General features: G+C 73.5%; 14 protein-coding genes. 2 read left to right on the top strand and 12 right to left on the bottom strand.

What is annotated here, in order from left to right; genetic code table 11:
* Positions 1-63: 63 nt before the first annotated feature.
* Positions 64-285, top strand: coding sequence for a hypothetical protein (locus O7627_RS04210; RefSeq protein ID WP_278092177.1), 222 nt, complete (start codon positions 64-66; stop codon positions 283-285).
* A gap of 15 nt (positions 286-300) precedes the next feature.
* Here O7627_RS04210 and O7627_RS04205 read toward each other — a convergent pair whose 3' ends face one another.
* From O7627_RS04205 to tsaB, 7 genes are read right to left on the bottom strand one after another with little or no spacing between them, the layout of a single operon-like run.
* On the bottom strand, positions 301-2,049 hold the full coding sequence (locus tag O7627_RS04205; protein WP_278098150.1) for an ABC transporter ATP-binding protein: 1,749 nt from the start codon (positions 2,047-2,049) through the stop codon (positions 301-303).
* Between the two features lie 5 nt (positions 2,050-2,054).
* A complete protein-coding gene (locus O7627_RS04200; protein WP_278092176.1) occupies positions 2,055-3,758 on the bottom strand; it encodes an ABC transporter ATP-binding protein in 1,704 nt (567 codons plus the stop codon).
* Between the two features lie 58 nt (positions 3,759-3,816).
* Positions 3,817-4,071, bottom strand: a complete 255-nt coding sequence (locus O7627_RS04195) for a hypothetical protein (RefSeq protein ID WP_278098149.1) — start codon at positions 4,069-4,071, stop codon at positions 3,817-3,819.
* 33 nt (positions 4,072-4,104) lie between these two features.
* Positions 4,105-5,151: a tRNA (adenosine(37)-N6)-threonylcarbamoyltransferase complex transferase subunit TsaD gene (gene tsaD / locus O7627_RS04190; protein ID WP_278092175.1), complete on the bottom strand. Its 1,047-nt coding sequence runs from the start codon at positions 5,149-5,151 to the stop codon at positions 4,105-4,107.
* Positions 5,144-5,635: a ribosomal protein S18-alanine N-acetyltransferase gene (gene rimI / locus O7627_RS04185; RefSeq protein WP_278098148.1), complete on the bottom strand. Its 492-nt coding sequence runs from the start codon at positions 5,633-5,635 to the stop codon at positions 5,144-5,146. Before rimI ends, tsaD begins: the two co-directional genes overlap by 8 nt.
* A gap of 8 nt (positions 5,636-5,643) precedes the next feature.
* Positions 5,644-5,844, bottom strand: a complete 201-nt coding sequence (locus O7627_RS04180) for a hypothetical protein (RefSeq protein WP_278092174.1) — start codon at positions 5,842-5,844, stop codon at positions 5,644-5,646.
* Positions 5,841-6,722 carry a tRNA (adenosine(37)-N6)-threonylcarbamoyltransferase complex dimerization subunit type 1 TsaB gene (tsaB, locus tag O7627_RS04175; protein WP_347404635.1) on the bottom strand — a complete coding sequence of 294 codons (882 nt, stop codon included), beginning with the start codon at positions 6,720-6,722 and terminating at the stop codon, positions 5,841-5,843. Before tsaB ends, O7627_RS04180 begins: the two co-directional genes overlap by 4 nt.
* A gap of 558 nt (positions 6,723-7,280) precedes the next feature.
* Between tsaB and O7627_RS04170 the strand changes: the two genes are divergently transcribed.
* On the top strand, positions 7,281-8,015 hold the full coding sequence (locus O7627_RS04170) for a helix-turn-helix transcriptional regulator (RefSeq protein WP_278092173.1): 735 nt from the start codon (positions 7,281-7,283) through the stop codon (positions 8,013-8,015).
* A gap of 33 nt (positions 8,016-8,048) precedes the next feature.
* Here O7627_RS04170 and ung read toward each other — a convergent pair whose 3' ends face one another.
* The 5 genes from ung to O7627_RS04145 all read right to left on the bottom strand — a co-directional run bounded on the left by ung (position 8,049) and on the right by O7627_RS04145 (position 13,054).
* Positions 8,049-8,735 (bottom strand): uracil-DNA glycosylase, encoded by a 687-nt coding sequence (gene ung, locus O7627_RS04165; protein ID WP_278092172.1) that lies wholly within the window; start codon positions 8,733-8,735, stop codon positions 8,049-8,051.
* The gene (tsaE, locus tag O7627_RS04160; RefSeq protein ID WP_278092171.1) at positions 8,732-9,208 is read right to left on the bottom strand and encodes a tRNA (adenosine(37)-N6)-threonylcarbamoyltransferase complex ATPase subunit type 1 TsaE; all 477 of its coding nucleotides are present in this window, start codon (positions 9,206-9,208) and stop codon (positions 8,732-8,734) included. Before tsaE ends, ung begins: the two co-directional genes overlap by 4 nt.
* Positions 9,201-10,325 (bottom strand): alpha/beta hydrolase, encoded by a 1,125-nt coding sequence (locus O7627_RS04155; protein ID WP_278098146.1) that lies wholly within the window; start codon positions 10,323-10,325, stop codon positions 9,201-9,203. The genes tsaE and O7627_RS04155 overlap by 8 nt, the downstream gene beginning before the upstream one ends.
* A 41-nt stretch (positions 10,326-10,366) precedes the next feature.
* Positions 10,367-11,503, bottom strand: coding sequence for an alanine racemase (gene alr, locus O7627_RS04150; protein WP_278092170.1), 1,137 nt, complete (start codon positions 11,501-11,503; stop codon positions 10,367-10,369).
* A gap of 81 nt (positions 11,504-11,584) precedes the next feature.
* The gene (locus O7627_RS04145; RefSeq protein WP_278092169.1) at positions 11,585-13,054 is read right to left on the bottom strand and encodes an NAD(P)H-hydrate dehydratase; all 1,470 of its coding nucleotides are present in this window, start codon (positions 13,052-13,054) and stop codon (positions 11,585-11,587) included.
* Between the last annotated feature and the right edge of the window lie 85 nt (positions 13,055-13,139).

The raw sequence follows: 13,139 nt of genomic DNA, 5'->3' as shown, positions 1-13,139 counted from the left end.
AGTCCGGCGCGCCGAGCCGCCTTGCCCGCCTACGGGTGTAGGTCCTGCGGTGCGGAGTAGTAGGTGGAGTTCGGGTCGGTGGAGCCGCTGGCAGACGCGGAACTTGCCGGGCCGACGGCCAGCAGGAGTGCAGTGGCCACGATCGCCGCCGAGCTGACCCCAATCAGCCTGACGCGCATCAAACGCTTCGACATGAACATTCCTTTCTCGGTCTTACCCCAAGTCGCGAATCGAGAGCGATCACTCACCATGTCGTTGACCGTACGCCGCAAAGACCGGGTTTGAGTGGTCCTGTCATACCTAGGTTGTGGTGCCGTGCCAGGAGCGCCAGAGGGCCGCGTACGAGCCGTCGGCGGCGACCAGCTCGGCGTGGGAGCCCAGCTCGGTGATCCGGCCGTCCTCGACCACCGCCACCCGGTCCGCGTCGTGTGCCGAGAAGAGCCGGTGTGCGATCGCGATCACCGTACGGCCGCGCAGCGCACCGGCCAGCGACCGTTCCAGGTGCCGGGCCGCGCGCGGGTCGATGAGCGAGGTGGCCTCGTCCAGCACCAACGTGTGCGGGTCGGCAAGCACCAGCCGGGCCAGCGCGAGCTGCTGCGCCTGCGCGGCCGGCACCGGGTGGCCCTTGGCCCCGACCACGGTGTCCAGCCCGGCCGGCAGCGCCTCGACCCAGTCCAACGCGTCCACCGCCGCCAGCGCCGCGCGGATCCGCCCGTCATCGGCGTCCGGCCGCACCATCCGGATGTTGTCCCGCACGCTGCCGACGAAGACGTGATGCTCCTGGGTGACCAGCGCGACCCGGGTACGCAGCTCGGCCAACGGCAGATCGGCAAGCGGCACCCCGCCCACGGTCACCACCCCGGCCCGCGGCCGGTGGATGCCGGCGAGCAGCCGGCCGAGGGTGGACTTGCCGGCACCGGACGGACCGACCATCGCCAGCCGCTCGCCGGGCCGCGGGGTGAGCGTGATCCCGTGCAGCACGTCCCGCCCGTCCCGGTAGGCGTACCGCACGTCCCGCGCGACCAGCTCCCGCCCGTCCGGACTGGCCACACCCGCGTCAGGCCGCTCGTCGTCGGTCTGAGCGATACCGAGCAGCCGGGCCAGCGACGCGCCGCCGACCTGCAGCTCGTCCAGCCAGGAGAGCAGCCGGTCGAGCGGTTCGATGAGCAGTTGCACGTAGAGGGTGGCGGCGGTGACCTGCCCGAGGGTGACCCAGCCCTCCAGATAGAAGAAGCCACCGATCACCAGGGTTGCGCCCACCGGCAGCACATAGCTGAACTCCAGCACCGGCCAGGAGATCGTGCGCAGCCACATGGTGTACCGCTCGGCCGCGTACGACCGGCGGATGTCGGCGTCGGTGCGGGCCCGGCGGCGGGCGCGCTGGCCGAGTGCATCGGTGGTCCGGGAGCCTTCGACGGTCTCGCTGAGTCCGTCGGTGATGTCCGACCAGGCGGCGTTCTCCCGCAGGTACCCGGCCGGCGCCCGGCGCAGGTACCACCGGGTGATCGCCCAGAGGATCGGCACCGCGATCAGGCAGGGCACCGCCAGCAGCGGCCCGACCAGCAGCAGCGCGCCGCCCATCAGGACCAGGGTGACCGCCGCGATCAGGGTGTCCGGCACGGCGTACCGGACGGTGCGCGACAGCGCGGCGACGTCCCGGGAGGTGCGGGTGAGCAGGTCACCGGTGCCGGCCCGTTCGACGGTGGCCAGCGGGATGGCGAGGATCCGGTCGACGAAGTCCTCCCGCAGTTCGGCGAGGACCCGTTCGCCGAGCCGGGCGGAGGCGAAGTGCGCGAACCGCACCAGCACCGCCTGCCCGACCACGAACCCGGCGATGGCCAATGCGATCCGGTCCACGCTCACCCGGCTGGTGCCGGCGGCGATGCCCTCCACCAGCTCGCCGAGCAGCCGGGGGGCGGCCAGCCCGGCGATCGCGGCCAGCGCGTGCAGGCCCAGCACCCCGGCCAGGGCGCGCGGGTGCCGCCGCAGCAGGGTGCGGGCGTACCGGCGGACCTGCCGCGCGTCGGCGACGGGCAGCGCCCGGTCCACTGTCATCAGTCCTCCGCCCGGGTCACGGTGGCGGCGTACCGGGGCTGGCTGTCGAGCAGTTCCCGGTGGGTGCCCTCGGCGACCACCTTGCCGTCGTCGACGAAGATGACGTGTTCGGCCCGGTCCAGCACCAGCGGGCTGGTGCTGCAGATCAGGGTGGTACGGCCCCGTCGGGCGGCGCGCAGCCGGGCCGCGATCCGCGCCTCGGTGTGCGCGTCGACGGCGCTCGTCGGCTCGACCAGGATCAGGATCTCCGGGTCGGCGACAAGCGCCCGGACCAGCCGCAACCGCTGCTGCTGCCCGCCGGAGAACTCCCGCCCCCGCTCGGCGACGTGACTGTCCAGCCCGTCGGGCAGCGCCGCGACGATGTCGGTGGCGCTGGCGGCGGCCAACGCCGCCGCGATCTCCGCGTCCCCGGCCGCGTCGCGCGGGTCAAGCTCCGCGCGGAGCGGCCCGGAGAAGAGACGCGCGTCGTTGTCGGCCACCAGAATCCGCTCCCGCACCGTCGCCAGCGCCAGCTCTTCCAGGGGTACGCCGTGCAGCGTCACCTCCGCGTCGGTGTACCGCCCCAGCCGGTCGGCCAGCGCGGTCGCGTCGGCCGGGTCGGCGGCGGCGATGGCGGTCAGTCGTCCCGGTCGCAGCACCAGCCCGGAGGTGACGTCGACGAGTTCGCCGCCGCGTTCGGGGATGGTCGCCGGCTGGTCCGGGTCGCGCAGCTCCGGTTCGAGGTTGAGCAGATTCACCACCCGGCGGGCGGCGACGTGTCCCTTGGTGTACTTGTCGACCAACTCGGTGAGTGTCCGCAGTGGCGTGATCAGGAACGCGGTGTAGCCGTAGCTGGCGACCAGCTGCCCCGCGGTGATCTCGCCGGCCAGCGCGTAGCGGGCCCCGAGCCAGGTCACCAGTGCCACGAACAGGCCGGGCAGCAGCACCTGCGCCGACTCCAGCAGCGCGTCGACCCGGGCCACCCGCACCCCGGCGGCCCGCAGCTGCTGCGACTCGGTCCGGTACCTGGTGGAGAAGAGGCGCTCGCCACCGACGCCGCGCAGCACCCGCAGCCCGGTGACGATGTCGCCGGCCTGGGTGGCCAGGTTCCCTTCCTGGTCGCGGTAGGAACGTTGCCGCCGGTGCAGCGGCCGGATCAGCAGGGCGACCACCGCCATCAACACCGGCACCCCGAGCAGGACGACCAGGCCGAGTTGCGCCGAGGTGTCGAGCAGGACGGCCGCGATCACCACGATCCCGACCACCGACCCGACGCCCCGGGCCGTGATGTCCAGGGCGCTACCGATCCGCTCCACGTCGGAGGTGCCGATGCTCACCACCTCGCCGGTGGCGAGCCGCTTGGGCAGGGTGGCGCCGAGCCGGTTGGCCTGGTCGACGGAGACCTGCATGGTCCGGTACGCGCTGGACAGCCAGCAGAAGACCGCGAACCGGTGCCGCATGATCCCGCTGACCGCCTGGGTGGCGCCGAGGCCGAGCAGGACGAGTCCCCAGGCGAGGAGGGCGTCCCGGTCACGGTCGGTGAGTCCGTCGTCGATGGCTCTGCCGATCGCGGCCGGCATCAGCGCCTGGCTGACCATCCAGACGATGGCGAACAGCACCGACGCGGTGAGTGCCGGCCAGATCCGGGCCGCCATCCACAGCAGGAACCTGGTGGCCGACCGCCGGTCGGGACTACCGGGATCAGCCTCGGGTAGCGGCCGCATAGCGGTACGGAAACTACGGGCTCACCCTGGCGGGGAGCCACCGAATTACCACATACCGTCAGCGGTCGACCTGGGCGAAGTCCCAGCTGTGGGGTGGGCGGGCGACCAGCAGCACCGGCGGCTCGGGCAGGCTGACCGGGTTGCTGCGCCACTTGGAGATCACCACGACCCGGTTGTCCGTTGAGGAGAAGACCTCACTGGACACGTGCAGCGGGTTGTGCTCGATCTCCGGCAGCGCCTTCTCGCAGACCCAGGAGATCAGTTCGGCGAACCCCTTCGGCTCCGCCTTGGCCTCCCACATCCGCACGATCACGTCGCTCATCTCCCTTGCCTCCGCCGCTGGACGCTACACGCTGACCACGGTCAGCGGCATCGCGGAGTCGGCCGGCAGGTCCAGTCTGCTGGGTGCCACCCCGGCGGCGACCAGGTGGGAGCCGAGCGCGGCGACCATCGCCCCGTTGTCGGTGCAGAGCTTCGGCCGGGGCACCCGGACTTCGATGCCGTGCTTCTCGGCGCGCTGCTCGGCGAGCGCCCGCAGCCGGGAGTTGGCGGCCACCCCGCCGCCGATGACCAGCGTCGAGATGCCGTTGGTACGGCAGGCGTCGATCGCCTTGGCGGTGAGCACGTCGCAGACCGCCTCCTGGAAGGAGGCGGCGACGTCGGCGACCGGCACCGGCTCACCGGACCGCTCCCGCGCCTCGACCCAGCGGGCCACGGCGGTCTTGAGCCCGGAGAAGGAGAAGTCGAACCGGTGCGCGGCCTGGTCCTTCGGGGCGGTCAACCCGCGCGGGAAGCCGATGGCGGCCGGGTCGCCGGCCCGCGCCTCCCGGTCGATCGGCGGTCCGCCGGGGAACGGCAGGCCGAGCAGCCGGGCGACCTTGTCGAACGCCTCCCCGGCCGCGTCGTCGATGGTCGCGCCGAGCGGGGTCACCCCGGCGGCCAGGTCGTCGACGAGCAGCAGGGAGGAGTGCCCGCCGGAGACCAGCATGGCGATCGCCGGCTCCGGCAGCGGCCCGTGTTCAAGGGTGTCGACGGCGACGTGCGCCGCCAGGTGGTTGACCCCGTAGACGGGCTTCTCGGCGGCGAGCGCGTAGCCCTTGGCGGCGGCCACCCCGACCAGCAGCGCGCCGGCCAGCCCCGGGCCGGCGGTGACCGCGATCGCGTCGATGTCGGCGAGGGTGACGCCCGCGTCGGTCAGCGCCCGGCGCATGGTCGGTACGATCGCCTCCAGGTGCGCCCGGCTGGCCACCTCCGGCACCACGCCCCCGAACCGGGCGTGCTCGTCCACGCTGGAGGCGAGCGCGTCGGCGAGCAGGGTGTGCCCCCGGACGATGCCGACCCCGGTCTCGTCGCAGGACGTCTCGATCCCCAGCACCAGCGGTTCGTCAGCCATGCCGGGCCGGTCCCGTCGTCTCGCGCTCCACCGTCTCGGGCCCTTTCATGTCCAGGCGCATCACCAGCGCGTCGGTGTTGCTGGGCTGGTAGTAGCCCCGCCGGATGCCGACCGGCTCGAATCCGTAGCTGGCGTAGAGCCGCTGGGCCGGCGCGTTGTCCACGGCGACCTCCAGCAGGGTGGTCCGGGTCCCCCGGCGGGTCGCCTCGGCCAGCAGCGCGGTGAGCAGCGAACGGCCGAGACCGGCCCGCTGCATGTCGCGGCGGACCGCGATGTTCTGCACCCACGCCTCGTCCGGTGGCGTCACGGCGAGTCCGGCGTAGCCGAACACTTCGCCCTGCGGGTCCTGCGCAACCAGGTAGAAGTGGCCGCTGGCCAGTTCGTTCCAGAACATCGCCGGGGACCACTGCTCCGCGCCGAACAGGTCGGCCTCGATCCGCACCGCGTCGGTGATCTGCCACCAGCGGAACCGGGCCAGCCGGATCGCGCCGGTCACCTCAGCACCGCCAGGCGCGATGGCACCGCCGTCACGCCAGCACCGCCGGTCACCTCGGCACCACCGGTCACGCCAGCACCGCCAGTCACGCCAACACCGCCGGTCGCCTCCGCACCGCCGGTCACGCCAACACCGCCCGTCGCCTCCGCACCGCCGGTCACGCCAACACCGCCGGTCGCCTCGGCACCTTCGGTCACGGCAGCACCGGCTTGCGGGTGGTCGCCGCGACCGCGTCGGGGCGGCGCAGGTAGAGCGGGGTCAGCGGCTCGGCCGGGGCGGCGGCTCGGATCCGGTCCGCGGCCAGCACCGCCAGCGCGTACGGCGGCGGGTGCGCCGGGCCGGCCAGCAGCGGCAGCCCGAGTTGTTCTGCGTACCGCTGGGCGCCCTCCCCGACCGCGGCGCCGACGCCCAGTTCCCGGGCCCGGTCCCCCACGGCGGCCGGGACACCGACCTCCGGCCCGACGATCCGCTCGCCGCTGGACAGGTAGACCGCCCAGTAGATCTCGCGCCGCCGGGCATCGGTCGCCACCAGCACCGCCCCGGGACCCGACCGGCCAGCCCCCGAGTCCTCAGACCTCATGCCTCCGCCGCCCATCTCCACGGCGCCCAAGCCTCTGCCGCCCCTGTCCAGGACGCCCCTGTCCACGGCGCCCATGTCCCCGGCGCCCGGGTCCACGGCCCCCGGGTCCACGGCGCCCGGGTCCACGGCCCCCGGGTCCACGGCGCCCAGGTGCGCGGCGCCCAGGTCCGCCGTCGCCGTCCAGCCGATCGCGTCAAGGGAGCAGACCCCGTAGGCCGGTATGCCCAGCGCCTGTCCCATGCTGGCCGCGGTCACCAGCCCGACCCGTAGCCCGGTGAAGGGCCCGGGGCCGGTACCTGCGACGATGGCCGCCAGGTCGCGGGGTCGCGCGCCCAGTTCGGCGAGCACCGCGTCGACCTGCGGGGCGAGAAGTTCGCCGTGCGCCCGGGCGTCAACCTTGCCGCGTTCGGCGCGCAGCGCGACGCCCTCGGCGGTGACCTCCGCCAGCGCGGCCGCCACCGCCGGGGTCGACGAATCAACCACGAGTACGAGCACGCCTGAACCCTAACCGGACGAGCCCGCGCACCCACCGTCACCCTTCCGGCCGGACGGCGTCCCGGCTTGCACCCCCGCAACCCGCCCGTGCCCGGACCCCAGCCTCCGCCCGCCCTCTCCCGCAGCCCGGCCACCACCCAGCCCGACCCACGTCCAAGCCCGACCCACGTCCAAGCCCGACCCACGTCCAAGCCCAACCCACCACCAGCCAGGCCCACGTCTCAACCCGGCCCACGTCTAACGACCCAGCCAGGCCCACGTCCAAGCCCAACCAGGGCCCAACCCGGCCCATGGCCAAGCCCGGCCGACGATCAAGCCCGACCTACGATCAGACCTGGTTCAGCCGTCGTCCCGCCCATGCACGAAGAAGCCGCCACAGGTCTCCCTAGCTCCACCTGGTCTCATTCATCGGAGCGCACCAGGCCACCGACGCGACGAAAAGGACATTTGTCACCAAAGTTTCTCAGCCAAGAAATATAACCGGATGGCAATATACAACCGAGTCATAATTATGACGCTCAGGCATATCGCACAACCGGATACTTCAAAATTTTGTGGGTGACTGAGAGTCGCCTGCTCGCCATTCTCGGCGAGAAACTGAAATTTCAGCGTGAGCTGCGCGAGTTGACCCAGCAGCAGCTCGCCGAGCTGGCCGGGGTGAGCCAGGCGGCCGTCGCCCGGGTCGAGCGCGGCGGCCGGTCAGCCAGCGTGCCGCTGCTGGAGCGGCTGTTCGCCGCGTTGGACACCCAACTCGCGATCAGCCTGGAGCCCCTGGACGCGCACCTTGATGCGGCACTCGCCAGGCTGGCCAGCCAACCTCTCGAGGAACGCCTGGCCGCCAGTGACCTGCACTCGGCGATGAAGCGCCTGGCCGAACTGCCCTATCTGCTGACCGGCGCCACCGCCGCCGTGCTGCAGGGCGTGCCACTGCCGGCCGAGGCCACCGACATCGCCATCCGGTGGGCCGATGCCGACCGTTTCACCGGCTGGCTCACCGAGGTCTTCGCGTACCGCTGGAATCCCCGGTGGGAGGACTTCGGCGGGCTGCCAATTGATCCCCGTGAGCCGGGCGAGCACCGGTGGCGGACCACGGTCGGCGAGCTCACCGCCACCATGTACGAGCAGCTCCCAGCCGCGATCCAGGTCCGCCACGGCGACCGGACCTATCCGGTCGTCCCGTTGCCGCTGATCGAACTCGCCGACCCGGTCGCCGCCGACCTGCTACGCCGGCACCGCCTCCGGCTGGCGGCCGACCCCGGCTCCCGTCCGGTCGCCACCCCGGCACCAGGCTGACCCGCCCGCGGTCGGACGGGTCGGACGGACGGGTCAGTGCGTTGAGAGATCCCAGTCGACCGTGGGCCGGCCGGCGTCGGCGAGGGCCTTGTTGGCAGCACTGAACGGGCGGCTGCCCAGGAAGCCGCGGGGGTTCATCGGGCTGGGGTGCCCGGCCTCCAGCACGACGTGGTCCGGATTGGTGATCAGCTCCCGCTTGCGCCGGGCGTAGCCGCCCCAGAGCAGGAACACCACCCGTTCGCGGCGCGCGTCGAGCGCCTTGATCGTCGCGTCGGTGAACGCCTCCCAGCCTTTGCCGGCGTGCGAGTTCGGAGTGGCCTGCCGGACCGTCAGCACGGCGTTGAGCAGCAGCACTCCCTGCCGCGCCCAGCGGGTCAGGTCGCCGCTGCGCGCCACCGGCACACCGACGTCGGCGGCCAGCTCCTTGAAGACGTTGCGCAGCGAGGGGGGCACCGCCACCCCGTCCCGGACGCTGAAGCTGAGCCCGTGCGCCTGGCCGGCCTTGTGGTACGGATCCTGGCCCAGGATCAGCACCCGGCAGTCCTCGGGCGGGCACAGCCGATACGCCGTGAACAGGTCCTCGACCGGTGGAAACACCGGGTGGGTGGCGTACTCGTCGGCCACGAAGGCGCCGAGTTCGGCGGTGCCGACCGGGTCCAGGTGCGGCCGCAGCACGGCACGCCACGATTCGGGCAGCAGGGCGGGCAGGTCGAGAGTCATGCGGAGAAACTAGCGAGCCGGTCTGACCAATCGCCGCCCACCGGCACCAACTCGACCACTCTCGTATCGTCGTCCCGACGGTCGATCCGGATCCGCAGGTGTGCGTCGGCCAACTGCTCCACCATCCCCTCGCCCCACTCGACGACGGTGACCGCCTCCTCGATCGAGGCGTCCAGGTCGAGGTCGTCGATCTCGGCCCGCGGGTCGGCGGCCCCTCCCAGCCGGTACGCGTCCGCGTGCACCAGCGGCACCCGCCCGCCCCGTGCCCCGTCCGGGCGGTGCACCCGGGCGATCACGAAGGTGGGCGAGGTGACCGCGCCGAGCACACCGAGCCCGGCCCCGATCCCCTGGGTCAGGGCGGTCTTCCCCGCGCCCAGCGGGCCGGTCAGCACCAGCAGGTCACCGCCGCGCAGCAGGCCGGCCAACCGTTCACCGAAGTCCCGGGTCTGCTCCACCGTGGACAGTTCACGCATCGGATTCACCCGACGAGTGTGGCGAGGGCGGGGTGAGTCTGTCCAGGAAGTCGAGCAGCGCGGCGTTCACCTGGTCGGCGTGTTCCAGCATCACCACATGTCCACTGTTGGCCACCTTGACGAACTCGGCGCCCGGCAGCCGGCGGACGATCTCCTCGGAGTGGCTGACCGGTGTGATCAGGTCCCGGTCGCCGACGACGACAAGCGTCGGGGTCTCCCGGAGCGCGGCCAGCGCCGGGTAACGGGCGTGCGTGTAGAGGGTACGCAGATAGCGGGCCACCGTCTCGGTGGAGGTGCGCGAGTTCATCTCCTCCACATAGGAGACCAGCGCCGGACTGGGGTTGCCCTCCCCGAAGCCGTACCGGCGGGTCAACAGCCAGGCCAGGTTCGCCGAGGCCCGACGGGCCCGGTCGATCACACCGCCGGAAAGCTTGGTGGCGCTGTTGACCACCGGCAGCAGCGGGGTGCCGGCCCGGGCGATGATCGCCGGCAGCCCGAACTTGGTCTCTCCGAGCATCCCGCCCGAGGTGGCCATCAGCACCGCCCCGGCCACCCGGTCGGTGAACAGTTCCGGGTACTGCTCGGCCAGCGCCATGATGGTCATCCCGCCCATCGAGTGGCCGACCAGGATCAGCGGCCCGGCCGGCACCGTCCGGTCGATCACCGCCCGCAGCGTCTCGCCGAGCGCGCGCAACTCGTACTCGCCGGACTCCAGCCGGCCGGACCGGCCGTGCCCCGGCTGGTCGTAGAGGACCAGCCGGTCCGCGCCGCGCTCGGCGAGCACCTTGCGCTGGAAGTGGAAGGTGCCCATGTCGAGGCAGAAACCGTGCACGAAGACGATGGTGGGCCGCGCCGAATCGGCCGGCCCGGCCGGGTGCACCACCTCGACGTGGATGTCGGTGCCGTCCGCCGTCTCGACCAGGTACGACTCGTCGTACGGCTGGTCGCCGAAGATCTCGTCGACGTACGGATCACCGACCGCCTTCTTCGAGTGCCGGACCAGGGCTCGCTCCGCCGCCAGCGCGGCGGCCACCCCGGCCGCCGCCACCCCGGCGACCGCGCCGAAGATGCCGGCGGCGCGGGCGGTCGGCGACCACGACCGGGTCTGCCGGACCAGCGCCGAGCCGGCGGGCCGGCGGGGACGCGGCACGGCGGAACTCACGCCGCCTCCCCGTGGTCCCGGGTCTCCCCGTCGTAGACCCGGGGCACCCGGGGGCCGCCGAACCGGGTGACGATCTCGTAGTTGATCGTGCCCACCGCGGCCGCCCAGTCGTCGGCGGTCGGCCCGCCGTCCGCGCCGTCGCCGAAGAGGGTGGCGACCTCGCCGGCGGCGACCGGGTCGTCCCCGCAGTCGAGCACGATCTGGTCCATGCAGACCCGGCCGGCGATGGTGCGGGTGCGGCCGGCCAGCCGGACCGGTCCGGTGCCGGAGGCGTGCCGGGGCACCCCGTCGGCGTAGCCGAGCGGCACCACGGCCAGCGTGGTCTCCCGGTCGGTGGTGTAGGTGTGCCCGTACGAGACACCGGTGCCGGCCGGCACCCGCTTGGTGAGCATCACCCGGGCCCGCGCGGTCATCGCCGGACGCAGCCCGTGCTGCTGCCCCGGCACCGGCGACAGCCCGTAGACGGCGATGCCCGCCCGGACCAGGTCGAAGTGGGTGTCGGGGCGGGTCAGGGTGGCGGCCGAGTTGGCCAGGTGCCGCAGCCGGGGCCGCAGCCCGGCCCGCTCGGCCACCGCCACCCCCTCCTGGAAGGCGGCGAGTTGGCGGTCGATGGTGGGGTGGCCGGGCGCGTCGGCGTACACGAAATGGCTCCACACGCCGACCACCTCGACCAGTCCGTCGGCCTGGGCCTTCGCGGCGGCCTCGACCAGCTCGGGCCAGTCGGCGGCAGTGGCGCCGCCCCGGGACAACCCGGTGTCGATTTTCAGGTGGACGGCGGCCGGCCGGCCGGCGGTCTCGCCCGCGGCCACCATCTCGGCGACCTGGGCCACGCTCGCCGCACTCAGGTCGACCCCGGCGGCGACTCCCTCGTGCAGCGGCAGGCCGGGCACGAGCAGCCAGGCCAGCACCGGCGCGGTGATCCCGGCCCGGCGCAGGGTCAGCGCCTCGTCCAGGGTGCAGACACCGAGCCAGCTCGCGCCGGCCTCCAGCGCGGCCCGGGCGACCGGCAGCATGCCGTGGCCGTAACCGTCGCCCTTGACCACCGCCATCAGCTCGGCGCTCGTGCCGGACCGCAGCCGGCTGACGTTCTCCCGGATCGCGTCGAGATCGATCCGCACCTCGGCCTGCCACATGTGACCAGCCTACTTTCCGGTAATCGTCTCCTCCGGGCTCCCCGTCCGATCAGCCCAGCCGGGCGACCTCCCCGGCCTGGATCAGCCCAGCTGGGCGATCACCGGGCGCAGCGCGGCCGCCACGTCGGCCGAGGTCACCGGGCCGTGCCGGGCCGCCTCCCGGCCGGCCAGGCCGTGCAGGTACGCCGCCGCGGCGGCCGCCCGGTCCGGTGCCAGGCCGGCGGCGAGCAGCGAGCCGAGCAGGCCGGCCAGCACGTCGCCGGTGCCGCCGGTGGCCAGGGCCGGGGTACCGGTCGGGTTGACGGTGACCCGGCCGTCCGGGGTGGCGATCACTGTCCGGTCCCCCTTGAGCAGGACCACCGCGTTCATCCAGGCGGCCAGCCGGAGCGCGGAGGCGGCCCGGTCGGTGCCCGGCGGCTCTCCGCAGAGCCGGTTGAACTCCCGGTCGTGCGGGGTGATCACGATCGGCGCGGCCCTTCCCCGCAGCTGCTCGGCCATCCGGCCGTCGACCAGCAGGGTCAGCGCGTCGGCGTCGAGGACGACCGGTACCGGCGCGGCCAGCACCCGGCGCAGCTCGGCCGCCGCGGCGTCGTCGGTGCCGATTCCGGAGCCGCAGACCCAGGCCTGTACCCGGCCGGCGTCGGCGGCCCGGTCGGTGGCGATCACCGACGGATGGTGGTGCAGCACCTCGGCCCGGGCGCCGCCGGCATAGCGGAGCAGGCCGGCGGGGCCGGCCGCCGCGCCGCCCACCGACAGCACCGCCGCCCCGGGGTAGGTGGCCGAGCCGGTGGCGATGCCGAGCACCCCTCGGCTGTACTTCTCGGATGCCGCGCCGGGGCGGGGCCACCAGCTCGCCACGTCGTCCCATTCGGTCACCCGCAACGCAGGCGTGCCGCGCAGCCACGGGCGCAGACCGATGTCGACCAGCTCCACCTCGCCGGCCAGGGCGGCGGCCGGGCCGACCGCCAGCGCCGGCTTGAGGCAGCCGAAGGTGACGGTCAGGTCGGCGGTGACCGCGCTCGGCCCGGCGCCGTTCGCGTCCGGCACGTCACCGGTGTCCACCTCGACACCGCTGGGTACGTCCACCGCCACCACCGGCGGTCGCCCGCCGCTCCGGTCGCACAGCTCGGTCAGGCCGGCGACCACCCGGGCGGCCGGCTCACGCAGCCCACCCGTGCCGCCGATCCCGACGATGCCGTCCATCACCAGGTCCACCCGGGCCGGCTGCCGGTCCACGACCCGGCCACCGGCGGCGGTCAGCGCCGCCAGCCCGGCCCGGTGCGCCCGGTCCGGCGCCAGCAGCAGGGCGGTGACCGCGGCGCCCCGGTCGGCGAGTCGGGCGCCGGCGTAGAGCGCGTCCCCGCCGTTGTCGCCGGAGCCGACGAGGAGCAGGACGCTGGCCCCGTAGACGCCGCCGGTCCCGGTCAGCAGCAGCGCGCAGCGACGGGCCAGGCCGGCGGCGGCCCGCTGCATCAGCGTGTCGGGCGGCAGGGTGGCCATCAGCTCCCGTTCCGCCGCGCGGACGTCGGCGACGCGCCAGGCCGGCCTCATCGCTGCACCACCATCACCGAGCCGATCATCACCTCACCCTAGACGAGTAATCCCCCACCCACCCGCGCACCAGGAAGCCGGCAGA

The organism is Solwaraspora sp. WMMD1047 (genome assembly GCF_029626155.1).
Taxonomy (GTDB): Bacteria; Actinomycetota; Actinomycetes; order Mycobacteriales; family Micromonosporaceae; genus WMMD1047.
This window is presented reverse-complemented; position numbering and strand designations above follow the sequence as displayed.

Bases quoted from the DNA above. Each gene is read 5' to 3' on its own strand.
- O7627_RS04145 (WP_278092169.1), bottom strand. From the start codon at position 13,054: ATGAGGCCGGCCTGGCGCGTCGCCGACGTCCGCGCGGCGGAACGGGAG.
- ung (WP_278092172.1), bottom strand. From the start codon at position 8,735: ATGACTCTCGACCTGCCCGCCCTGCTGCCCGAATCGTGGCGTGCCGTG.
- O7627_RS04200 (WP_278092176.1), bottom strand. From the start codon at position 3,758: ATGCGGCCGCTACCCGAGGCTGATCCCGGTAGTCCCGACCGGCGGTCG.
- tsaE (WP_278092171.1), bottom strand. From the start codon at position 9,208: ATGCGTGAACTGTCCACGGTGGAGCAGACCCGGGACTTCGGTGAACGG.
- tsaD (WP_278092175.1), bottom strand. From the start codon at position 5,151: ATGGCTGACGAACCGCTGGTGCTGGGGATCGAGACGTCCTGCGACGAG.
- alr (WP_278092170.1), bottom strand. From the start codon at position 11,503: ATGTGGCAGGCCGAGGTGCGGATCGATCTCGACGCGATCCGGGAGAAC.